The following is a 21,645-nucleotide window of genomic DNA, read 5'->3' as shown; positions in this document are numbered from 1 at the left end:
CCTCACAGCACGCTCCTCGACCGCAGCTCGAGCGCCTCACGCACATCGGCGGCGTCGGGCCGCTCCCGCCCATCGAGGTCCGCGATCGTCCACGCCACCCGCATCGAGCGTTCGAATCCGCGCGCCGAGATGCGGCCACGATCGATCTCGACCGTCAGTGGATGGAGCACCGCCCTCGGGAGCCGGTACTTCTTGCCGCGCAGTACCGAGGCCGGAACGTCGCTGTTCGTCCTCGCCTGCGGCCCCCAGCGCTCCGACGCGATCTCCCTGGCACCCAGCACCCGCTTGGCGATGACCACGGAAGGCTCGACGTGCTCGGTGGTCAGCAACGCGGCGGAGCGCACCGGGTCGAGGTCGACCTGCAGATCCACGCGATCCATCAACGGACCGGACAACCGGGACTGATATCGCCGGCGCACGATCGACGGGCATTGGCATGTCGGGCGGCCTCCCGGTTTCGCGCACGGACACGGGTTGGCGGCCATGACCAGCTGGGCTCGCGCCGGGTAGGTGGTCTCGCCGTACGTCCGCCGGAGCCTGACCTCCCCGTCCTCCAAGGGCTGGCGCAGGGCGTCGAGGACTCCCGAGGAGAACTCGGCACACTCGTCGAGGAAGAGCACGCCGTTGTGGGCGAGGCTGACCGCGCCGGGCTTGGCGAGGCCTGACCCGCCGCCGACCAGGGCCGCGACCGACGCCGTGTGATGCGGGGCCTGCAACGGTGCACGGCGGATCAGCGCGCCGGTCGGCGGGAGCGTGCCGGCGATCGAATGGAGCGCGGTGACCTCGATCGCCTCCTGGTCGTCGAGGGGCGGCAGGACTCCGGGCAGGCGGGCGGCGAGCATCGTCTTGCCGGTGCCGGGCGGGCCGAACATCGCGACGTGGTGACGGCCGGCGGCGGCAAGCTCGATGACTCGGCGGCCGCGTTCCTGGCCGAGCACGTCGGCCAGATCGAGCGGCGAGGCCTCCTCCGGTGGCGGCTGCGCGGTCGGGTCGAGCAGCGTCTCCAGGCCGTGCAGGTACCCGATGATCCGGCCGAGACTGTCGGTGGCCCTGACCTCGATGTCGGGCACCAGGCGGGCCTCGGTGACGTTGGCCAGCGGTACCAATGCCATGGCCTTGCCGGCCCGGCTCGCGGCGAGGACCGCCGGCAGCACCCCGCGCACCGGGCGGACCGTGCCGTCCAGGCCAAGCTCACCGAGGACGACGGCTTCGTTGAGCCGGGCTACGGGCAGGTTGGAGCTGGCCGCGAGAATGGCGAGGGCGACCGCCGTATCGAAACCGGAGCCGTGTTTGCGGACGTGTGCCGGCAGCAGGTTGACGATGATCCGTTCCAGCGGCCACTTGCCGCCGGAATTGGTCACGGCCGACCGGACCCGGTCCCGGGCTTCGCTCAGCGCCGCGTCGGGCAGCCCTGAGACGACGAAGTTAGGAAGCCCGAAGCTCACGTCTGCCTCGACGACGATCACCTCGCCGGCCACGCCGTGCAGCGCGACGGAGTACACCTGGGCGTACCCCATCAGAACGCTCCGCGCAGGTGCTGCAGCGCCACCGACTGGCCGACGAGCACGCTGATCACGTCGAATCGGATGCGTTCGCAGCGCACGTCGTGGTCGGCCAGCCACATCCGGGCGAGCGTGCGCATCCGGCGGATCTTGGCGGGCACGATCGCCTCGACCGGCTGGCCGTAGCGGACGCTGCTACGGGTCTTGACCTCGACGAACACCAGGTCGGCGCCGTCGCGGGCGACGACGTCGAGCTCTCCCGCCCGGCTGCGCCAGTTGCGGTCGAGCAGCACGAGGCCCTGTGACACGAGGTACCGGCAGGCCACTCGTTCCCCGAGGCCGCCGACGAGCTGGTTGCGGTTCGTCATGCGGCGACTGTGGCCGATTTGGCCGATCAACGCGGGGCGACGAGGGCCGGCCTGTGGACAACGGGGTGCTTGTGGACAACTTCGGGCACGTCACGTGATGTTGGTATGGGCGCGGGCCGCGGCCCAGGTCGGGCGGCGTGGGGCCATTACCGGGTCCGCGTCAGAAAATTTTCCGCCAGTGCTGATGGACGAGATCATGGCCGTACGCCGGCGCCCGTTCCTCGTGATCCAGCTCGAACCCGGCACGCTCGTACAGCCGCCGGGCCGCACCGAGGATGTCGTGCGTGAACAGGACCATCTCCCGGTAGCCGGCGCTGCGGGCGAACCGCACGCACTCGTCGACCAGGCGGGCCCCGACACCCAGCCCACGGGCCTTCGGCTCGACGAGCAGCAGCCGGAGCTTCGCGGTCTGGCCGTCGGCGCGGACGCAGAAGATCGAGCCGACGGGCTCGCCGTCGACTTCGGCAATCCAGCCGCGGTCCCAGCGTGGATCGTGCGACTCGGCGTAGTCCGCGACGATGCGCGCGACCATCGCCTCGAACTCGTCGTTCCAGCCGTACTCCGCGGCGTAGAGCGCGCCGTGGCGCTGCACGACCCAGCCGAGGTCACCCGGTCCCGGCGGGCGCAGCACGACCGTCGGCGCGGCCGCGGTACCGCCGCCGAGGATCGTCTCGATGGCGTCCATGGCACCGATCAGACGACGGCGGTCCGTCTCCGTCACGGCGCCGAGCAGCGCCGCCGCCTGCGCGTCCGAGCGCTGGTCGAGTTCGGCCTGCCCGGTACGCCCGGCGTCGGTCAGCCGGATGCGCTGCTTGCGGGCGTCGGCGTCCGAGCGTTCCCGCACGACGAGGCCCTCCCCCTCGAACTTGCCGAGGATGCGGCTCAGGTACCCGGCGTCCATGTCGAGCCCCTGCCGCAGGTCGGCCACGTCCAGCACACGCGCGGGCGCGGCGGCGAGCTCGTACAGCACTCGCGCCTCGGCCAGCGAGTACGGCGAGTCGAGCAGGCCGGCCCGCAGCACGCCGATCAGATTCGTGTAGAAGCGATTGAACCGCCGGAACGCGGCCACCGGTTCGATAGTCATAGTTGACATCGTCATAAAATTCCTTGACGTTGTCAACGAATCACGGGAAAGCGCACCGACGTGGCGTCGTAACGGATGGGAAACGCAGCGTCGTCAGGCTTGCCCCATGTCGCTACGTCACGTGATCGTCGAACTCCCCGACCGGCCCGGCTCACTCGGCCAGGTGACCACTCTGCTCGGCCGCCTCGGGGTCGACATCCGCCAGATGCGCGTCCTCAACCGCGACGGCGCCGTGGCGACCGACGAGTTCCTGGTGAGCGTGCCGGGCCCGGTGATCGACCGGACCCTGCCGGAACTGCTCGAGGAAATTCAGGGCGTACGCGTCCGGTCGATCGAGGCAATGGATAGCGATAGCGGGATAGCGGGCGCTATCGTGGCGGTATGACTGCTCCGGTCGACAAGCTCGTGGAGCTGCTCGAGACGCTCCCGTCCGCGACCCGTCAGGAGATCACCGCCTGGCTGCTCGGGCGCACCGTGCCCGTGGACCGCAGCGCGCTGTTCGCCACCACGGCACTGCGCGGGCGCAACCTCATCGGCCCGCCGGACCTCGGCCAGGAGACGGCCTCGCACGGCGCGCTGGGCGGCTCGCTGCCGCCCGGCGAGGAGAGCCAGCTGGTCACGTTCCGCCTGCCGGCCGAACGGCACGCCGAGCTGCGCGCCTGGTGCACCGAGCACGGCTTCACGATGGCGGCCGTGGTGCGCGGGCTGATCGAGCGGTTCCTCGAAGAGCAGCAGCGCCGTTGACGCCGCACGACCCGGAGCCCGCCGGCATGCCCGACCGACTCCGCGACATCGCGGCGGCTGCGCGTCCGAGCGCTGAGCCCGACCGTGAAGCCCGCCGCGGCGATCGCGGAAACCCGCGCGAGCCCGGCCCGGTCGGCGCGAGTGCCTCCGATCCCGCGGAGCCGGCCGCCCCCGGTCGCACCCCGGTGACGCGGGCTGGCCCGGCCGCGCGGTCCGGGCAAGGTCGCGGTGGACGTGGGCGGGCCGGTGCGCCCGCGCCGGGAACCGCCGAGATGCACGAACGCCTGCCGGCAGCCATGCGCGACGCGGTGGACGACTTCGCCCGCTACCTCGCCGCGGAGCGGAACCGGTCGGCCCACACGGTCCGCGCTTACGTCGGCGACGTCGTGTCCCTGCTCGACCACGCCGCGGCCGGCGGCACGGACGCCCCTGCCGGCTTGACCCTCGCCGAGCTGCGCGGCTGGCTCGCGCGGAGGCGCGCGGCCGGCGACGCCCGGACCAGCCTGGCCCGCCATGCCGCTGCCGCGCGGACGTTCACCGCCTGGGCGAAGCGCGAGGGCCTCGTCGAAACCGACCCGGGCCAGCGCCTGGCCAGCCCGAAGGCGCACCGCGATCTCCCGGCGGTGCTGCGCGCCGACCAGGCGGAGACGCTCGTGACCCAGCCGGCGGGCCGCGCGGACGCGCTCGGGCTGCGGGACCGGCTGGTGCTGGAGCTGCTGTACGGCACGGGAATCCGCGTCAGCGAGCTGTGCGGCCTCGACCTCGGCGACGTCGACCGCATGCGGCGCGTCGTGCGCGTCGTCGGCAAGGGCGACAAGGAGCGTTCGGTGCCGTACGGCCTGCCCGCCGACGGCGCGCTGACCGCCTGGCTCCGGCACGGCCGCCCGGCCCTGGAGACGCCGCAGAGCGGCCCGGCGCTGCTGCTCGGCGCGCGCGGGGGCCGGCTGCAGGCCGGAGCGGCGCGACGGATCGTGGACGCGTACGCGCGGGCGGCCGGGCTGCCGCACACGTCGCCGCACGACCTGCGGCACTCCGCGGCCACGCACCTGCTGGAGGGCGGCGCCGACCTGCGGTCCGTCCAGGAACTGCTCGGGCACGCCTCGCTGTCCAGCACGCAGATCTACACCCACGTGTCGATCGAGCGGCTGCGCAAGGCGTACGAGCAGGCGCACCCGCGCGCCTAGGGCGCCGACCTCGCGGCAAGCCCCGCTCCTGCCCGTGCATCGTGTGAGGCACGCTGCCGGTGCCGCCGGCGAGGGCAGGCAACCCCGGCGGTGATCTCACCGGCAAGCAGTCGTGGCCAAGGCACCGCGTGCGGCCAGGATCAAATCATTGTCCTTCCTCCCTTGGAGATAAAGGCTTTTCGCTGTTCGGCTCGCGCGCAGTGGGACCGTCAGCGGCCGCGCGCTCGCGGCCCGGCGCGGGCTCGGTGGAACTGCTCGCTGCCGGCGAGGCTCAGCGGGGGCCACGGATCCGCCCGTAACGGTTCCGGAGCTTGCCGTCCAAGCGGGCCATGATCTGTTGACCACCGCGGCGCCGCGGCGTGCTGCGGGTTTGCCGTCGCGCGCAGCAAGACCGCGCAGCGGCGGCGTCGTGCGCAGCAGGACCGCGCAGCGGCGGCGGCGCGGTGCGGAGCCGGCAGAACGCCGAGGGCGAGGAAGCGGGGTGGGCACCCGCCAACTGGAAGCGCCACGCCGCCCGAGGGCCCTAAGATCGTGGATGTGTCCGCTCCCGAGCCCATTCCCGGCGCTCGGCTGCTGTTCTCGCATGACGCAGCCGTCGCGCACCTGAACCACGGGGCGTTCGGGATGGTGCCGGCCGCGGTCCAGCGGGCGCAGCAGCGGGTACGCGAGGAGATGGAAGCCAACCCGCACCGCTTCTTCGCCGTCGGGCTCGAGGAACGCATCGCGCACGTTCGGCGGCACCTCGCCGGGTTCGTGGGCGCCGACCCCGACGGCACGGCGCTCGTCGAGAACGCGTCCACGGGCACCTCGATCGTGCTCGGGAGCCTCGATCTGAGCGCCGAGGACGAGATCGTGACGACCGACCACGGGTACGGTGCCGTCGACCTCGCCGTGGCCGCCACCTGCCGGCGCACCGGGGCGGTGCACCGGGTCGCGCGGGTGCCGCTGGAGGCGGACGACGCGGCGGTGACCGCGGCGGTCCTCGAGGCGACCACGTCCCGGACCCGGCTGGTGATCGTCGATCACATCACCGCCGCGACCGCGCGCGTGTTTCCGGTGCGGCGCATCGTCGAGGCGGTCCGCGAGCGGTGGGGCGGCCGCGCGGCGGTACACGTCGACGCCGCGCACGTGCCCGGCATCCTCGACCCGCGGGTGGGCGAGCTCGGCGCGGACTTCTGGGTCGGCAACCTGCACAAGTGGGCGTTCGCGCCGCGGGGCACGGCGCTGCTGGCCGTCGCGCCCGCGCGCCGGGAGCGGATCCGGCCGCTGGTGCTGTCGTGGTCGGCCGAGGCCGGCTTCCCCGCGAGCCTGGAGTGGCTCGGGTCGCACGACTACACGCCCTGGCTGGCCGCGCCGACCGGGGTGTTCGTGCTGCGCTCGCTGGGCATCGAGGCGGTGCGGCGGCACAACACGGCGCTGGCCGAGTACGGGCAGCGCATCGTCGCGGAGGCGATCGGCGCCGAGATCCCGCCGGCGACCGGGCTTCCGATGACGCTGATCCCGCTGCGCCCGGGCCTGGCGGACGACCCGTCAGCGGCGGCGGCACTGCGCCGGCGGATCTCGGACGAACTGTCGGCGGAGGTGGGCATGGCGGCATGGCGCGGGCGCGGATATCTGCGGCTGTCGGCCCAGATCTACAACCGGCCCGAGGACTACCAGCGCCTGGCAGCAGGCCTGCCGAAGCTCCTGGAACGCCCCTAGGCCGCGGCCGCGAAGACGAGCAACGCGGCGATGGCGAAACACCCGGAGCACGCGGCCGCGAAGACGAGCAACGCGGCGATGCCGAAACACCCGGAGCACGCAGTCGCGAAGTAGAGCACCGCGGCGCAGGCGATCAGGCCATCGCGAGCAGCCGCACCCGAGTCCGGCGCAGCAGTGACAGCGGATCCAGGTACACCTTGTCGTCGGTTCTCAGCCCCCAATGCAGGCAAGCCGCCACCGGACAGCCCGGATGCCCGGGTCTCAGGGTGCCGAGGGGCGTCCCCGGCGAGACCGCCTGCCCGCGCACCACCGTCCAGGCGACCGGTTCATAGGTCGTCCGCACCCCGCCCGGATGTTCGACGCTGACCACCGGCCGCCCGCCCACCATGCCGGCGAAGACGACGGTGCCCTCACCGGCGCTGCGCACGATCTGCCCGGGAACCCCCGCCAGATCCACCCCGCGGTGGCCGGCGGCATAGCGGTCCGACGGCGGCTCGAAACCCCGTGTGACCGTCACCGGACCGTCCAGCGGGGCTTCGAACTGACCGGGGACCGGCGGGGCCTCAGCGGGGTCCTGAGGGGCCTCAAAACCGGCGGACGGCGCCGGGGCGGAGAAGGCCGCCGAGGCGGCCGCGATGACCGAGGAGGCGGCGGCGATGGCGGTGGCGGCAAGGACGAGAAGGCCGACTCGGGCCAGTGTCTTGAACATGGCGGCGAGATTGGCCGAAGCCGCCGGCTTGGGGCAACCCATGATCGGCGATAACCGGCAAAGCGGTACAAAAGAACCCCGGCCCGCACACGGAGTGACAGGCCGGGGTCACGATGCGTCGAACTGGTCGGCGAAATGTGCCGAGCGGAAAGGATCAGCCGCCGAAGCCGTTGTCGGGCAGCGAGATGTCCGGCTTCTCGAGCTCCTCGACGTTGACGTCCTTGAACGTCATGACCCGGACGTTCTTCACGAACCGGGCCGGCCGGTACATGTCCCACACCCAGGCGTCGTGCATCTCGACCTCGAAGTAGACCTCGCCGTCGGAGTTGCGCACGTGCAGGTCGACCTGGTTGGCCAGGTAGAACCGGCGCTCGGTCTCCACCACGTAGGAGAACTGGCGGACGATGTCGCGGTACTCCCGGTAGAGCTGGAGCTCCATCTCGGTTTCGTACTTCTCGAGATCTTCGGCGCTCATCGCGGTCCGCCTTCCATAGCCACATTGTCGCCCACTTGCGCCGGAACCCGTGCGGCCTCGCCGGGCGCCACGCCGACGTTACCGCGCCGTGCGCCCGGCCGCCCCACCGCCGCGACGTTCGCGTAGGAGAAACGGTGCTCGGGGCACGGGCCGTGGGCGGTGAGGGCCGCGCCGTGGTCCGGAGTCACATAACCTTTGTGCTCGTCGAAGCCGTACTGCGGGTACGACTCGTGCAGTTGTTCCATGATGCGGTCCCGCGTGACCTTCGCCACGACGCTCGCGGCCGCGACGCACGCCGCGACCTGGTCGCCCTTCCAGACGGCCAGGCCGGGAATGCCCAGGCCGTCGACCTTGAAGCCGTCCGTGAGCGCGTATTCCGGCCGCACCGAGAGTCCCGCGAGGGCGCGCCGCATGCCGGCGAGGTTGCACACGTGCAGGCCGCGGCGGTCGATGTCACCCGGCGGGATGACGACCGCGGTCCACGCTTCCGCGCGCCGCACCACCTGTTCGTAGATGCGCTCCCGCGCGGCCGCGGTCAGCAGCTTGGAGTCGTTGAGTTCGTCGATCTCGCCGCGGCGGCCCTGAGGCAGGATGACGGCGGCCACCACGAGCGGCCCCGCACAGGCCCCACGGCCCGCCTCGTCGGCGCCGGCGACCCGGTTGAACCCGCGGCGCTGCAGGGCCCGCTCGAGGGCCCACAGGCCCGCGGCGCGGTGCACGACGGTGCGCGGAGGCGCGAGCATCAGGCCGCCACCTCCCGCACGAGCAGCGCGAGATCGGCCGGGTAGAAGCGATCCGGCGTCGCGTCCAGTTCCTCGGCCGACCACCAGCGCGTGGCGTCCACGCTGGTGATCTCGTAGTCGTCGAGGTGGGACAGGTCGGCCGTGAACGCATCCGAGCGCACGACGAAGAACGACTGCTCCTGGGAGTACCAGCGGCCATCGAACGGGAATTGGACCTGATCCGTGCGGACCGGTCCGACCAGGTCGGCCCGCGTGATGCGCAGCCCGGTCTCCTCGTAGACCTCGCGTACGGCCGCGTCGATGAGCGACTCGCCCGGTTCGAGGCCGCCGCCGACCGTGAACCAGTAGCGGTGCTCGGGCCGGGCCGGGTCGCATCCGCGCAGCAGCAGGACGCGGCCGGACGGGTCGAGCAGCAGTACCCGCGCCGCCCGGCGGTCGATGTCTGCCGCAGCCTCCGTCATACCGACGAGACTACGACGCAATCACTTCGACGTCGGATCCGGCACCTTGTCGAAGGTGTCCGGGACGCTGAGCCACTTGGCGCGGTTGAAGGGCCAGAAGACCACGAACGCGCGGCCGATCACGTCGTCCTCGTTGATGGTCGCCTGATTCGGGTCCTTCGTGCGAATGAAGTTGTACCGCGAGTCGCCCGACCGCGAACGGTGGTCCCCCATGACCCACAGGCGGCCCTTGGGCACCGTGACGTCGAACTGCTCCTCGCTCGGCAGGTCCTGCAGCCCGTCGGCGTTGGCGTAGATGTAGGTCTCGTCCAGCGGCGTGCCGTTGACCGTGATGCGCTGCTTGTCGTCACAGCACACGATGTGGTCGCCGCCGACGGCGATGACCCGCTTGATGAAGTCCTCCTCGGACGGGTCGTTGCGCCACGAGTCGGGAGCGGTGAAGACGATGACCTCGCCGCGGTGCGGGGAGCGGAAGTCGTACACCAGCTTGTTGACGAGCACACGGTCCTTGATGAGCAGCGTGTTCTCCATCGACTCCGACGGGATGAAGAACGTCTGCAGGACGAAGGCGCGTACGACGACGGCGACGATGATCGCCACGCCCAGCAACACCGGCAGTTCGCGCCAGAAGCTACTGGACTTTTTGGTCTGCTCGTCAATCACGCCCTGAAGGGTACGTGTTCGTCAACTATCGCGACGCCTCAACCGTTCTTGACGCGCCGAACGGGTCGAAAGCGAGAACGTGACAGCGATCGGCACAAGTACCATATCCGGGACCAACGGTGCGTTCGGCGCACGCGTGACGTGCGGACCGAGCGGGGGCAAAGCCTGTGGTTTCGGTACGTTCTTGAACGTATCGGGCACCGGTAGCCAGCCCCAGCGGTCGCTGGGCCACAGGATCACGAACGCGCGGCCGATCACGTTGTCGATGGGCACCTGGCCCTGGCAGCGCGAATCCTGAGAGACGCCGCGATGGTCGCCCATCACGAACATCTGGCCGGCCTGGACCTGGATCGGGCCGAACCGCCGCGCAGTGCACTGCTTCGGGTTCGGGGCGGCGTCCAGCGGCGAGTTGTCGTAGAGGTACGAGGACTCGTCGAGCGGATAGCCGTTGACCGTGACACGCCCGTCGACGTCGCAGCACGCGACCTTGTCGCCGGGCAGCCCGATCACCCGTTTGATGAAGTCTTTTTCACCCGGTTGGGAGAACCCGACGAGGTCGCCGACGGTGCGGCCGAGCTCGGCGAAGAAGCCGGCGTCCTTGTCGACCTGATTCTCCGGCGCCCACGTGTCCGGGCCGGTGAACACGACGACCTCGCCGCGCTCGGGCTCCCGCACGTCGTACAGCACCTTGTTGACCAGCACCCGGTCGCCGACCAGCAGGGTGTTCTCCATCGACCCCGAGGGGATGAAGAACGCCTGCACCAGGAACGTGCGGATGAGCACGGCCAGGCAGAACGCGACGATCAGCAGCAGCGGCAGCTCCTGCCACAGCGGCATGTTCTTGCGCTTGCGGCGGACCTTGCTGCGCCACGTCGACACCGAGTCGTCCTCGTCGTAGGCGCCACCGCGGCGCGATCCCGAACCCGAGCCGATCGAGCGCTCACCGCGGTCATAGCTGCGTTCGTACCGGTCCCCGCGCTCCCGGTCGCGCCGGTCCCGCGGGTCGTCGTAGCCGAGGTCCTCGTAGCCGCTGCCGCGCTCCCGCTCCTGCTCGCGTTCGCGCTCGAACCCGCGGTCGCGCACCATCGGCGGCTCGTCGCGGCCCCACTGGCCGCGCCGGGAGCCGTACGGGTCGTCGTCGTAGCCGCGCCCGCGGTTCCAGTCCTCGCGCTCGTCGCCGCGGCTCCAGCCGCGCTCGGGCTCGCGTCCCCAGTCGCCCCGGCCGCCCGACGTCCAGTCGTCGTCGCGCTGATAGCCACCCTGGCCCGGCGCGGGGTCGCGGCGGGCCACCTCCCGACGGCCGGGCACCACGTCGCGGCCTGGCGGGGCCTCGTTGCGCCCCTGGGCATCGCGGTCGTCGTCGCGGGACCAGCCGCCGTCGTAGGCACGCTGCGCCCCTTCGGCGTCCGGTCGCCCCGTCGTGGCCCAGTAGTCATGGCCCGGGTAGCTGACACCGCCGAAGGGTTGCTGCTGGCCGCGCCGTCCGTCCCCCTGGTCCAGGCGGGGATCGCGCGGGTGTTGGTCGTCGGCGCGATCGTCGTAACCATCGCGGCCGTAGGGGTCACTTGCCATCGGCGTCAGCCTAGATGCACAAGACCACTTTGGGGAGACCGGCTCCAGATGACCGAAAGACCCGATCCCGGACACGACGCAGGGAGGGTGCGCAACGCGCCCCTCCCCCTCGACGATCCGGCGAAACGCACGGTCAGCTGCTGACCTTGGTCTCGCGCTTCTCCTTGATCTTGGCCTTCTTGCCCCGCAGGTCGCGCAGGTAGTACAGCTTGGCGCGGCGCACGTCACCGCGCGTCACGACCTCGATCCGGTCGACGGCCGGGCTGTTGACCGGGTAGGTGCGCTCGACGCCGACGCCGAAGCTCACCTTCCGGACGGAGAAGGTCTCCCGCAGGCCCGCGCCCTGGCGACGGATCACGACGCCCTGGAAGACCTGGACCCGGGACCGGTTGCCCTCGACAACCCGGGCGTGCACCTTGACGGTGTCGCCGGCGCGGAAGCTCGGGATATCGGTCCGCTGCGACTGTGCGTCCAGCGCGTCCAGCGTGTTCATCGCGGCTGTTCCTCGTCACTCAAGGCACGCCCGATCTCCGCGGCGCGCGAGGGTTTGTGATCATGGCCGCCGGGCACGGCTGGCCGCGGCAACCTCACTACTTTGCCACATAGACGCGCCGAACCTGAAATCAGGCTCCTTGATCGCGTTCGGCGGTGCGCCGTTCGAGGGCGGCGATGAGGTCCGGGCGGCGCTCGGCGGTGCGCTGCAGGGCCTGCTCGCGGCGCCACCGCGCGATGCGGCCGTGATCGCCGGAGCGCAGGATCTCGGGTACGTCCAGGCCGCGCCAGCTCGGCGGCTTGGTGTACATCGGGGCCTCGAGCACCCCGTCGGCGTGGGACTCGTCCAGCAGCGAGTCGGCGTTGCCCAGCACGCCCGGGAGCAGCCGGGTGATCGCCTCGAGCACGACCAGGACCGCGACCTCGCCCCCGAAAAGCACATAGTCGCCGAGCGAGACCTCGCTCACCCGCATCCGCGCGGCGGCGTGATCGAAGACGCGCTGATCGATGCCCTCGTACCGCCCGCACGCGAACAGCAGGTGCTCGTCCTCCGCGAGGGCGCGCGCGGTCGCCTGGGTGAACGGATCACCGGCCGGGCTCGGCACGATCAGGTGCGTCTCGGGGCCGGCGAGGGCGTCGAGGGCCTGCCCCCACGGCTCGGGCCGCATCACCATGCCCGGGCCGCCGCCGTACGGCGAGTCGTCCACCGTCCGGTGCACGTCATGGGTCCACTGCCGCAGATCGTGTACCGCGAGCCGCAGCGTCCCGTTCGCGCGCGCCTTGCCGATCAGCGACAGGTCGAGCGGCGCGAGGTACTCCGGAAAGATCGTGACGACGTCGACCCTCATAGGTCGAACAGGCCTTCCGGCGGGGTGATCACGATGCGCCGCCCGGGCACGTCGACCTCGGGGACGATCTCACGCACGAACGGCACGAGACCGGTGCGCCCGTCGGCGAGCCGCACGACGAGCAGGTCGTGCGCGGGCGCGTGATCGATGCGCTGCAGCTCCCCGACCTTCTCCCCCGCGGCGTCCACGACGTCGAGCCCGATGAGCTCGTGGTCGTTGAACTCGTCCGGGTCGTCGCTGGCCGGGATCGCGGCGCTGTCCACGCACAGCAGGACGCCGCGCATGTCCTCGGCGAGGTTGCGGTCGTAGAGGCCCTCGAAAACCATCAGGAGGCGGCCCTGATGCGGGCGGAGCGACTCGATGGTGAGGGTCGGCGGCGGCTTCCACGCGCCCGCGGGCACGGACTGCAGATGCCGCACCGCCGTCGAGTCGGTCTCCAGGACCGACCCGACGGCGAAACGCTCAGCCGGCGCATCCGTGCGCACGTCCACGACGACCTCGCCCCGGACGCCGTGCGCGCGGATGATCTGACCGACGACGAGCAGCATGCGTCAGTACGCGTCGACGATCTCGACGCGCACGCCGCGACCGCCGATCGACGTGATGACCTGCCGCAGCGCCTTGGCCGTCCGGCCGCCACGCCCGATCACGGTGCCGAGGTCCTCCGGGTTGACCCGGACCTCCAGCCGCTGACCGCGACGGGAGTCGACCATCCGCACGCGGACATCGTCAGGGTTGTCGACGATGCCCTTGACCAGGTGCTCGAGCGCGGGGCGCAGCACGTCAGGCCTCCGCGCCGGCGCCGGCACCGGACTGCTCCTCCGCCTGCGCGGCCGGAGCCTCGGCCTCGGCCTTCGCCGGAGCCTCCGCCTCGGCCTTCTTCTTCGGTTCGGCGGCCTTCTTGGCCTTCGGCGCGTCGGCCAGGCCGGCGGCGGCCTGGGCCTCCGCCTCGTAGGCGGCCTTGCGGTCAGGTGCCGCGGCGCGCACCTTCAGCGGCTCGGCCGGCGCGGGCAGGCCCTTGAACTTCTGCCAGTCGCCGGTCTTGGACAGGATGGCCTGCACGGCCTCGCTCGGCTGCGCGCCGACGGAGAGCCAGTGCTGGACACGCTCGGAGTTGACCTCGATGCGCGAGGGCTCCTCCTTCGGGTGGTACAGCCCGACGAACTCGATCGCCCGACCATCGCGCTTGGTGCGCGAGTCGGCAATGACGATGCGGTACTGCGGGTTGCGGATCTTGCCCATCCGCAGGAGCCGGATCTTGACGGCCACTTGGTTGCTCGCTCCTGGATCTGTTGGAAGCCGAGCGACCGCCCGGACACCGTGGGGATGGTGCCGTCGGCTGCTCTGTTGGACTGGCGCTACGCCGGGTTAGAGGGCTCGGACGCACACCGGATACCAGCAGACCATTGTGCCAGACCCGCTACCGTGCGCAAAAACGACCCCGCCGCACCTGCCATCGTCCCCCGGGAAAGCGGAAGGTTCTCCCTTTTCAGCCGATTTCGCCGGTACCTCCAGTGCAGTCACCCCACACCTCACCCGCACCGCCGAAGTCCCCCGCGCGCGGGCGCGTCTGGCGTGGGCCTCATCGCCGCAGGCGCGTCTGCCGTCGGCCTCAGGGCGCGGACGTGTCGGCCGTACGTCTCCGCGCGCGGACGCGTCTGGCGTGGGCCTCCACGCGCGGACGCGTCTGGCGTGGGCCTCAGGGCGCGGACGCGTCTGCCGTCGGCCGCAGCGTGCGGACGTGTCGGCCTTAGGTCTCCGCGCGCGGGAGCGTCTGCCGTGGGTCTCCACGCACGGACGCGTCAGCCGTGGGCCTCAGCGCGCGGACGCGTCTGCCGTCGACCTCAGCGCGCGGACGCGTCTGCCGTGGTCTCAGCGAAGCGCGGGGCGGTCCCACCCGGGGGCGAGGTCGGGCACCTCCCACTCGGGCGGCGGCACGAAGTCCGTCCAGGTGCCGTCGAACGGGAACGCGCCGGCCTCGATCTCCTTGGCGACGCGCAGGCCCTCCTCGCGCACGGCCACCTCGTCGTCCACCCAGTAGTGCTCCGGGATGGCGAGCCGCTCGGCGAACTCCTCCTCGTCCTTCCACTGCCAGCTGCGGTCGGGCGCGACGATGATGTCGAGGTCCTCGTCGGTCACGTCGACCCCGGACGCGCCGCCCGGGTCGCTCCAGCGGATCGCCGGGCGCTCCAGGTTGACGTACCAGCCGGTGAACTCGTCGGCGGCGTTGCGGAACCACCACACCGAGTGCGCGGGGTCGCCGGGCCGGTGCAGCTTCAGCACCCCGGGCCCGTCCCACGTCCCGTGCTTGAGCGAGGTTCCCAGCGTGACGAACTCGGCGAACGGCATCGTGCGCATCCCGCGCCCGTCCCCGGACACCTCGTTGACGACGGGCGTGTGCCGCGCGATCCACAGCAGGAGCCCACGCTCGTCGTCGGACACGACCCGCGCGGGCCGCACCCACCCGATCCGCCCGCGCCGCGTGTTCCGATGCATGATCACCTGACCGGGCGTGAAGACGATGCTCAACCCGCGCTCCCTTGGTCGATGTCCGCTGCTCTGACTGGCCGCCGCCCTCGATCGGCACGGCTCTCACCCGCTCCCGCGCGTCCGGCCGCATTGCCGATCGCCCGGGCCGCCGAGAACGTTTGCGCACGGCCCGCGGCGTTGCCGACCGCGCGCTCCGCCGTGGCCGGGCTCAACCCGTCGCCGATCACTCGCCCGCCCGAGGGCGCTACGGCGCGGCCGGCGGGGTCGATCGCGTGCGCTACCGCGCGGCCGGCGGGGTCGATCGCGTGCGTTACCGCGCGGCCTGCGGGGTCGATCGCGTGCGTTACCGCGCGGCCGGCGGGTTTGCCGTTCACGAACGCTGCCGGGGCCGGTCCCAGCCCTCGGTCACGGGCTCCGGGATGGTCCACTCGGCCGGCGGACGGAAGTCGGTCCACGTGCCGTCGAACGGCCACGCGCCTGCCTCGATCGCCGGTACGACCGCGCGGCCCTGGGCCCAGACGGCGTCGGGGTCGCTCACCCAGTACGCGTCCGGGTAGGCCAGGCGCTCCTCGAGCTCGTCCTCGTCCTTCCAGCCCCAGCGCCGGTCGGGCCAGACCCACATGTCGAGGTCCTGGTCGGTCAGGTCGATCCCGGCGACGTCGCCGTCGTCCCAGGTGATCCCCGACTCTTCGAGGTTGACGTACCACGCGCGGAAGTGGCCCTCGGGGTCGAACAGCCACCAGACGGAGTAGGCGGCCCCGCGCGGATGGAACTTCAGCGTGTTCGGCCCGCGGTACACGTCGTGGATGACCTTCTTCGGCTGCTCGATCCACTTTGCGAACGGCATGCCGCGCGGGCCCTGACCGTCGTCGCTGACCTGGCGGATCACGGGGCTGCCGGTCGCGAGCCAGAGGCGGGTGCCCTGCTCGTCGTCGGAGACCACGCGCGTCAACGGGGCCCAGACCAGCGTGTCATGGGTGAAGTGCCGGTGCAGGACCGGTCTTCCGGGACGCAACGGCACCCGCCGATTGTATCGGCCCGGCGCTCCCGCGCCCGGCCCCGACAGCCGCGTGCCAGCCGACCGTGTGCCCTCATTCACACCCGGCCCACCGCCGCGCGCGGTTCACCGCCGGGGCGAATCAGCACCGCCTCGCGCGACCGCGCGAGACGGCCGAGGGCCGGGCGAGACACCAGGCACTGCCCGACCGCGCGTGACGACGTCGGCCGTGGCGTAACGCACGGCTCCGTCCGACCGCGCGAGACGATCGAGCCGGGGCCGAACGTCCGCGCATTACGCGACCGCGCGAGACGACGTTGGCCGGGCGGACCATCGAGCGGAACGTCAGCATTGGCGGCGCTGTGTGATGCGACGCGGCCGCATCAGGACACCAGCGCACCACGCGACCGCGCGAGACGACGTAGGCCCGGGCGGACCATCGAGCGGAACATCGGCGGCGCCGTGTGATGCGACGCGGCCGCAACGGGACGCCAGCGCACCACGCGGAGCGAACGACGCGGCGGGAGCAGGATCAGCGCACCACGGTTTGCCGCGAGGCGAGCGGGCACCGGGGGACCTCAGCGCACGACGCGGCCGCGCAGGACGATGCGGCGGGGGCGGAGCAGGGTGGTGAGGTCGGAGCGGGGGTCTTCGCCGTACACGACGAGGTCGGCCAGGCCGCCCTCGACCAGGCCCGGGAAGCCCAGCCACTCCCGCGCGCCCCAGGAGCCCGCGTGCAGGACCGCCTCCGCCGGCAGGCCCGCCTCGCGGTGCAGCAGCAGCATCTCCTCGGCGGCCAGGCCGTGGTCGATGCCGCCGCCCGCGTCGCTGCCCACGTAGATCGGGACGCCGGCCTCGTGGGCGGCGCGCACGAGGGACGGGAAGCGGTCGCGCAGAGCGAGCATGTGCCGGGCGTACGCCGGGAACTTCTCCTCCGCCTGCGCCGCGATCCCGCCGAACGTCGCGATATTGATCATTGTGGGAACCAGGGCGGTGCCGCGGCGGGCCATTTCGTCGATGTCGGACTCGTTGAGGCCGGTGCCGTGCTCGACGGAGTCGACGCCCGCGCGGACCAGGGCGGCGACGGACTCCTCGGCGAAGGTGTGGACCGCCACCCGCGCGCCGGCGGCGTGGGCGGCCTCGATCGCGCCGGCCATCGCGGTCACGTCCCACGCGGGGGCGAGGTCGCCGACGCCGCGGTCGATCCAGTCGCCGACGAGCTTGACCCAGCCGCTGCCGAGGCCGGCCTGGCGGGTGATCTCGCCGGCCAGGTCCGCCTCGCCGACCTCCACGCCGATGTCGCGCAGGTACCGCTTCGGCGGCGCCACATGGCGGCCCGCGCGCACCAGGCGGGGCACGTCGGGGTCGTCGTCGAGCGACGCGTACGGGATGGGCGACCCGGCGTCGCGGATCGCGAGGACGCCGGCGTCGCGGTCCACCACGGCGAGCGACCGCGCCTGGTCGACGCCGGCAGAGGGGCGGCCGCCGGGCTGGATGCCGAGGTGGCAGTGGGCGTCGACGAGGCCCGGGAGGACGAAGCCCTCGTCGGCGACCGTCATCGCCCCGGCGACCGGTGAGAATGTCACCCGGTCGCCGACCAGCCAGAGGTCGCGCCGCTCACCGGAGGGCAGGATCGTGCCCCGGACGTGCAGCGGTACCGGCGGCTCAGCTGTCCTTGTCACGCTTCTGCAGCTTCGAGAAGTCGATCTTCGGGAGGCGGAAGCCCGGGGGCATGCCGGCCGCGTTCGGGTCCATGGCGGCCGGGTCGAAGCCCGGCGGGAGCTGCGGCATGCCGCCACCGAGGCGCGGCTGGCGCATGCCGCCGGAGTTGCCGCTCTTGGTGCCCTTGCGCTTGTTCTTCGGCGACTTGGTCGCCTTGCGGCGGCCGCCGGGCAGGCCCATCATGCCGCCCATCTGCTTCATCATCTTCTGCGCGTCGGCGAAGCGGGTGAGCAGCTGGTTGACGTCGGTGACCGAGACGCCCGAGCCGTTGGCGATGCGCACACGGCGGGAGGCGTTGAGGATCTTCGGGTTGGAGCGCTCCTTCGGGGTCATCGAGCGGATGATCGCGGTGACCCGGTCGAAGTGCTTGTCGTCGATCTCGGCGAGCTGGTCCTTCATCTGGTTCATGCCCGGCATCATGGCGAGCACGTTGGCGATGGGGCCCATCCGGCGCACGGCCTGCAGCTGCTCCAGGAAGTCCTCGAGGGTGAACTCCTGGCCGCCCATGAGCTTGGCGGCCATCCGCTCCTTCTCGTCATCGGCGAAGGCCTGCTCGGCCTGCTCGATGAGGGTGAGCACGTCGCCCATGCCGAGGATGCGCGAGGCCATCCGGTCGGGGTGGAAGACGTCGAAGTCCTCGAGCTTCTCACCGGTGGAGGCGAACATGATCGGCTGGCCGGTGACGTGGCGTACGGACAGCGCGGCGCCACCGCGCGCGTCGCCGTCGAGCTTGGAGAGCACGACGCCGCTGATGCCGACGCCGTCGCGGAAGGCCTCGGCGGTGGTGACCGCGTCCTGGCCGACCATGGCGTCGATGACGAACAGGACCTCGTCGGGGTCGACCGCGTCGCGGATGTCGGCGGCCTGCTGCATCATCTCGGTGTCGATACCGAGGCGGCCGGCGGTGTCGACGATGACGATGTCGCGCATCTGGCGCTTGGCGTGCTCGATCGACTCGCGGGCGACCTGGACGGGGTTGCCGACGCCGTTGCCGGGCTCGGGCGCGTAGACCTCGACGCCCGCGCGGCCGCCCAGCACCTGCAGCTGGTTGACGGCGTTGGGCCGCTGGAGGTCGGCCGCGACGAGCAGCGGCTGGTGGCCCTGGCCCTTGAGCCAGCGGGCGAGCTTGCCGGCGAGGGTGGTCTTACCGGAACCCTGCAGGCCGGCGAGCATGATCACGGTCGGCGGGTTCTTGGCGAACTGCAGGCGGCGCGCCTCGCCACCGAGCGTCGCCACGAGCTCCTCGTGGACGATCTTGATGACCTGCTGGGCCGGGTTGAGTGCCTGCGACACCTCGGAGCCGCGCGCCCGCTCCTTGAGCCGGGCGATGAAGGCCTTGACCACGGGCAGGGCGACATCGGCCTCGAGCAGGGCCAGGCGGATCTCGCGCGCGGTCGCGTCGACGTCGGCGTCGGTCAGCCGTCCCTTGCTCCGCAGCTTCGAGAAGATGCCGGAAAGCCGGTCACTCAGGGTGTCAAACACGACGAATCCGTCCTCGGTGTAGGAGTCCCTTGAAGGGTACGCGACCGCGAACAGTGCGTCGCGGCCTGCGGCGTCGCCGCGTCCGCGCGGTCACCGACCCAGCGAAACCGTGCAAAACGGAGGAAAGCGTGGTCAGGCGGGGGTCGCGGCCCGCAGGACGGCCGCCTCCACGCCCGCGCGGGCGTCCCCGTCCCACTCGCCGGCCAGGTAGAACGCGTCCACCACCTCGCCACCGAGCGTCGAGATGCGCGTCGAGCGCACGTCCGCGCCCGCGTCCTCCAGCGCGCTGGCCACCCGGAACAGCAGGCCGGCGGTGTCGGTCGCGCGCAGTTCCAGGACCGTCGCGTCGGTGGCCGCGGTCGGCGGCTGCCACACCACGCGCGGCGGCGCGGTCACCGTGCCGGACCTGCGGGTCGAGCGCTCCCGCGCCGCCAGGCGTTCGGCCACCGGCAGGTCCCCGGTCACCGCTCGGCGCAGGTCGGCGACGACGGCGTCGTGGTCGATCTCCCCGCCGTAGCGGGGCTGGACGGCGCACACCATCCGCGCGAGCCCGTCCACCGTGACCGTGTCGGCCGTCACGACGTCGAGCCGGTGCAGGGAGAGGCAGCCGGCCACGGCCGCCAGCAGGCCCCGCCGGTCGGGCGCGGTCACGGAGACGGAGTCGGTGTCCAGCAGTACCGCCGGGAGCCTGGCCGGCACCGCGAGCGCCGCGGCCGGGGACGGCGGGGCCGCCACCACGCCGGTGTCCAGGGCGCGCTCCACGTGGCGGACCAGCTCGGCGATGAGCCGGCCCTTCCAGTCCGACCAGGCGGCCGGCCCGGTCGCGGCCGCGTCCGCGCGGGCCAGGGCGTGCAGCAGCGAGAGCGTCGAGGCGTCCCCGACCGCGCCGGCGACCGTGGCGATCGTCTGCGGGTCGGACAGGTCGCGGCGGGTCGCGGTGTCGGGGACGAGCAGGTGCAGGCGTACCACCTTCTCGACCTGGGCCACGTCCGCGTCGCTGAGGCCGAGGCGGGCGGCGGCCGCGGCCGCGATCGGGGCGCCGACGATGCTGTGGTCGCCCGGGAGCCCCTTGCCGATGTCGTGCAGCAGGCCGCAGAGCACGAGCAGGTCGGGCCGGTCGACGTCGCGGGTGAGGCGCGCGGCCTGGCGGGCGGTCTCGACCAGGTGGCGGTCGACGGTGAACAGGTGGACCGGGTTGTGCTGCGGCAGGCTGCGCACCCGCGCCCACTCGGGCAGCCAGTTGACCACCAGGCCGTACCGGTCGCAGGCCTCCCACACCGCGATCATCGCCGGGCCGCTGCCCAGCAGGGTGAGCAGCGCGTCGCGCGCGGGGGCGGGCCACGGGTGCGGCATCGGGCCGGTGAACCCGCCGAGCCACTCCAGGGTGGCGTGCGAGATGGGCAGGTCGGCCCGGGCGGCGGCCGCGGCGACGCGCAGGGGCAGCGACGGGTCCGGGCGCGGGGTCACGGCCGCGCGGGCCAGGACGACCTCGCCGCGCTGCTCGACCACGTCGCGGGCGAGGGGGCGGCGGTCGCTGTGGCCGCGCGTGGTCGGGGCGGCCCAGCGCTCGACGGCGCGCCAGGCGTCGTCGCTGGCGTACGCGATGGTGCGCGCGGACTCGGCGATGCGCCGCAGCACCTCGTCGCGGTCGCCGAGGTCGAGCAGCTCGGCGACCTCGTCGCGGTCCTGGGCGAGGAGGCGGTCGACGCGGCGTCCGCGCACCGCGTGCAGCGCGTCGCGCACGTCGAGCAGGGTGCGGTGGGCCCCGCGCACGGCGGGGCGGGGGCCGTCGGCGACGCCCGCGAAGCCGATGCCGCGCAGGACGCCGAAGTCGCGCAGGCCGCCGCGGGACTCCTTGACGTCGCCCTCGAGGAGGAAGGCGAGCTCGCCGTGGGCCTTCCAGCGGTCCTGGGTGAGCGTACGCAGCGCCGGGAGCAGGTGGCGGGCCTCGCGGCGCCACTGGGCGACGGCGTCGGCGTGCAGGGCGGCGAGGAGCTCGGCGTTGCCGGCCACGAGGCGGGCGTCGAGCAGGCCGAGGGCCACCTTGAGGTCCTGACGGGCGACGTCGAGGGCCTGGCCGGGGCTGCGGGTGGAGTGGTCGAGCGCGAACTTGGCGTCCCACACCTCGTACCAGATGCGGCTGCCCAGCTCGTCGGCCGCGGCCTCGTCACCGGGGCCGCCCGGGTGCAGCAGCACCAGGTCGAGATCGCTGCGCGGGGCACATTCCCGGCGCCCGAGCCCGCCCACCGCGACCAGGGCAGCACTGGTGGTACCACCGCCGGCACTTGAAAAGATCTTTTTGAGCCACTCGTCGATCGCTTCCGAGCGCTCGGCACGCGCGTCGGCGCCCGCCCCGGACGAGAGGACCGGAGCGGGCGCCGACGGTTGCGTCATCTGACTGAATTCAG

24 protein-coding genes are annotated in these 21,645 nt (G+C 72.4%); 4 read left to right on the top strand and 20 right to left on the bottom strand.

What is annotated here, in order from left to right:
* Positions 1–2: 2 nt before the first annotated feature.
* The 3 genes from ACQPZ4_RS07615 to ACQPZ4_RS07605 all read right to left on the bottom strand — a co-directional run bounded on the left by ACQPZ4_RS07615 (position 3) and on the right by ACQPZ4_RS07605 (position 2,954).
* Complete coding sequence (locus tag ACQPZ4_RS07615; RefSeq protein WP_433057421.1) at positions 3–1,517, bottom strand: YifB family Mg chelatase-like AAA ATPase; 1,515 nt, start codon at positions 1,515–1,517, stop codon at positions 3–5.
* Complete coding sequence (locus tag ACQPZ4_RS07610; RefSeq protein ID WP_433057420.1) at positions 1,517–1,870, bottom strand: YraN family protein; 354 nt, start codon at positions 1,868–1,870, stop codon at positions 1,517–1,519. Before ACQPZ4_RS07610 ends, ACQPZ4_RS07615 begins: the two co-directional genes overlap by 1 nt.
* Before the next feature lie 160 nt (positions 1,871–2,030).
* Positions 2,031–2,954 carry a bifunctional helix-turn-helix transcriptional regulator/GNAT family N-acetyltransferase gene (locus ACQPZ4_RS07605; protein WP_433057419.1) on the bottom strand — a complete coding sequence of 308 codons (924 nt, stop codon included), beginning with the start codon at positions 2,952–2,954 and terminating at the stop codon, positions 2,031–2,033.
* A 121-nt stretch (positions 2,955–3,075) separates the two neighbouring features.
* Between ACQPZ4_RS07605 and ACQPZ4_RS07600 the strand changes: the two genes are divergently transcribed.
* The 4 genes from ACQPZ4_RS07600 to ACQPZ4_RS07585 all read left to right on the top strand — a co-directional run bounded on the left by ACQPZ4_RS07600 (position 3,076) and on the right by ACQPZ4_RS07585 (position 6,583).
* Positions 3,076–3,339: an ACT domain-containing protein gene (locus tag ACQPZ4_RS07600; RefSeq protein ID WP_433057418.1), complete on the top strand. Its 264-nt coding sequence runs from the start codon at positions 3,076–3,078 to the stop codon at positions 3,337–3,339.
* Positions 3,336–3,698, top strand: a complete 363-nt coding sequence (locus ACQPZ4_RS07595) for a hypothetical protein (RefSeq protein WP_433057417.1) — start codon at positions 3,336–3,338, stop codon at positions 3,696–3,698. Before ACQPZ4_RS07600 ends, ACQPZ4_RS07595 begins: the two co-directional genes overlap by 4 nt.
* Positions 3,699–3,970: 272 nt before the next feature.
* Positions 3,971–4,882: a tyrosine recombinase XerC gene (locus ACQPZ4_RS07590; RefSeq protein ID WP_433057416.1), complete on the top strand. Its 912-nt coding sequence runs from the start codon at positions 3,971–3,973 to the stop codon at positions 4,880–4,882.
* A 537-nt stretch (positions 4,883–5,419) separates the two neighbouring features.
* Positions 5,420–6,583 (top strand): aminotransferase class V-fold PLP-dependent enzyme, encoded by a 1,164-nt coding sequence (locus ACQPZ4_RS07585; protein WP_433057415.1) that lies wholly within the window; start codon positions 5,420–5,422, stop codon positions 6,581–6,583.
* On the opposite strand, the gene ACQPZ4_RS07580 is transcribed toward ACQPZ4_RS07585, so the two are convergent.
* The 17 genes from ACQPZ4_RS07580 to ACQPZ4_RS07500 form a co-directional block, all read right to left on the bottom strand.
* The gene (locus ACQPZ4_RS07580) at positions 6,580–6,702 is read right to left on the bottom strand and encodes a hypothetical protein (protein WP_433057414.1); all 123 of its coding nucleotides are present in this window, start codon (positions 6,700–6,702) and stop codon (positions 6,580–6,582) included. The genes ACQPZ4_RS07585 and ACQPZ4_RS07580 overlap by 4 nt on opposite strands.
* Positions 6,703–6,716: 14 nt before the next feature.
* On the bottom strand, positions 6,717–7,292 hold the full coding sequence (locus ACQPZ4_RS07575) for a M23 family metallopeptidase (protein ID WP_433057413.1): 576 nt from the start codon (positions 7,290–7,292) through the stop codon (positions 6,717–6,719).
* A gap of 154 nt (positions 7,293–7,446) precedes the next feature.
* On the bottom strand, positions 7,447–7,767 hold the full coding sequence (locus tag ACQPZ4_RS07570; protein WP_033357832.1) for a DUF2469 domain-containing protein: 321 nt from the start codon (positions 7,765–7,767) through the stop codon (positions 7,447–7,449).
* The gene (locus ACQPZ4_RS07565; RefSeq protein WP_433057412.1) at positions 7,764–8,510 is read right to left on the bottom strand and encodes a ribonuclease HII; all 747 of its coding nucleotides are present in this window, start codon (positions 8,508–8,510) and stop codon (positions 7,764–7,766) included. The genes ACQPZ4_RS07570 and ACQPZ4_RS07565 overlap by 4 nt, the downstream gene beginning before the upstream one ends.
* Positions 8,510–8,971, bottom strand: coding sequence for an NUDIX hydrolase (locus ACQPZ4_RS07560; RefSeq protein WP_433057411.1), 462 nt, complete (start codon positions 8,969–8,971; stop codon positions 8,510–8,512). Before ACQPZ4_RS07560 ends, ACQPZ4_RS07565 begins: the two co-directional genes overlap by 1 nt.
* Before the next feature lie 21 nt (positions 8,972–8,992).
* Positions 8,993–9,634: a signal peptidase I gene (gene lepB, locus ACQPZ4_RS07555; protein WP_433057410.1), complete on the bottom strand. Its 642-nt coding sequence runs from the start codon at positions 9,632–9,634 to the stop codon at positions 8,993–8,995.
* A gap of 21 nt (positions 9,635–9,655) precedes the next feature.
* On the bottom strand, positions 9,656–10,567 hold the full coding sequence (gene lepB, locus ACQPZ4_RS07550; protein ID WP_433066353.1) for a signal peptidase I: 912 nt from the start codon (positions 10,565–10,567) through the stop codon (positions 9,656–9,658).
* Positions 10,568–11,339: 772 nt separating this feature from the next.
* Positions 11,340–11,699, bottom strand: a complete 360-nt coding sequence (gene rplS, locus ACQPZ4_RS07545) for a 50S ribosomal protein L19 (protein ID WP_350621052.1) — start codon at positions 11,697–11,699, stop codon at positions 11,340–11,342.
* A gap of 130 nt (positions 11,700–11,829) precedes the next feature.
* Entirely contained in the window at positions 11,830–12,546 is a 717-nt protein-coding gene (gene trmD, locus ACQPZ4_RS07540; protein ID WP_433057409.1) for a tRNA (guanosine(37)-N1)-methyltransferase TrmD, read from the bottom strand.
* Positions 12,543–13,091 carry a ribosome maturation factor RimM gene (rimM, locus tag ACQPZ4_RS07535; protein WP_433066350.1) on the bottom strand — a complete coding sequence of 183 codons (549 nt, stop codon included), beginning with the start codon at positions 13,089–13,091 and terminating at the stop codon, positions 12,543–12,545. The genes trmD and rimM overlap by 4 nt, the downstream gene beginning before the upstream one ends.
* Positions 13,092–13,097: 6 nt before the next feature.
* Positions 13,098–13,355, bottom strand: coding sequence for an RNA-binding protein (locus ACQPZ4_RS07530; RefSeq protein WP_033357826.1), 258 nt, complete (start codon positions 13,353–13,355; stop codon positions 13,098–13,100).
* Positions 13,330–13,815, bottom strand: coding sequence for a 30S ribosomal protein S16 (gene rpsP / locus ACQPZ4_RS07525; RefSeq protein WP_433057408.1), 486 nt, complete (start codon positions 13,813–13,815; stop codon positions 13,330–13,332). The genes ACQPZ4_RS07530 and rpsP overlap by 26 nt, the downstream gene beginning before the upstream one ends.
* A gap of 603 nt (positions 13,816–14,418) precedes the next feature.
* Positions 14,419–15,069: a DUF402 domain-containing protein gene (locus tag ACQPZ4_RS07520; protein ID WP_433066348.1), complete on the bottom strand. Its 651-nt coding sequence runs from the start codon at positions 15,067–15,069 to the stop codon at positions 14,419–14,421.
* 337 nt (positions 15,070–15,406) lie between these two features.
* The gene (locus ACQPZ4_RS07515) at positions 15,407–16,057 is read right to left on the bottom strand and encodes a DUF402 domain-containing protein (RefSeq protein ID WP_433057407.1); all 651 of its coding nucleotides are present in this window, start codon (positions 16,055–16,057) and stop codon (positions 15,407–15,409) included.
* Positions 16,058–16,611: 554 nt separating this feature from the next.
* Positions 16,612–17,715: an amidohydrolase family protein gene (locus tag ACQPZ4_RS07510; protein ID WP_433057406.1), complete on the bottom strand. Its 1,104-nt coding sequence runs from the start codon at positions 17,713–17,715 to the stop codon at positions 16,612–16,614.
* A complete protein-coding gene (gene ffh / locus ACQPZ4_RS07505) occupies positions 17,699–19,237 on the bottom strand; it encodes a signal recognition particle protein (RefSeq protein ID WP_433057405.1) in 1,539 nt (512 codons plus the stop codon). The genes ACQPZ4_RS07510 and ffh overlap by 17 nt, the downstream gene beginning before the upstream one ends.
* A gap of 132 nt (positions 19,238–19,369) precedes the next feature.
* On the bottom strand, positions 19,370–21,631 hold the full coding sequence (locus tag ACQPZ4_RS07500) for a [protein-PII] uridylyltransferase (protein WP_433057404.1): 2,262 nt from the start codon (positions 21,629–21,631) through the stop codon (positions 19,370–19,372).
* Positions 21,632–21,645: the final 14 nt, after the last annotated feature.

The sequence above is a fragment of the Dactylosporangium sp. CS-033363 genome (assembly GCF_050942475.1).
Taxonomy (GTDB): Bacteria; Actinomycetota; Actinomycetes; order Mycobacteriales; family Micromonosporaceae; genus Dactylosporangium.
The sequence above is the reverse complement of the archived record's forward strand: the minus strand, read 5'-3'. Positions and strand labels throughout refer to the sequence as shown.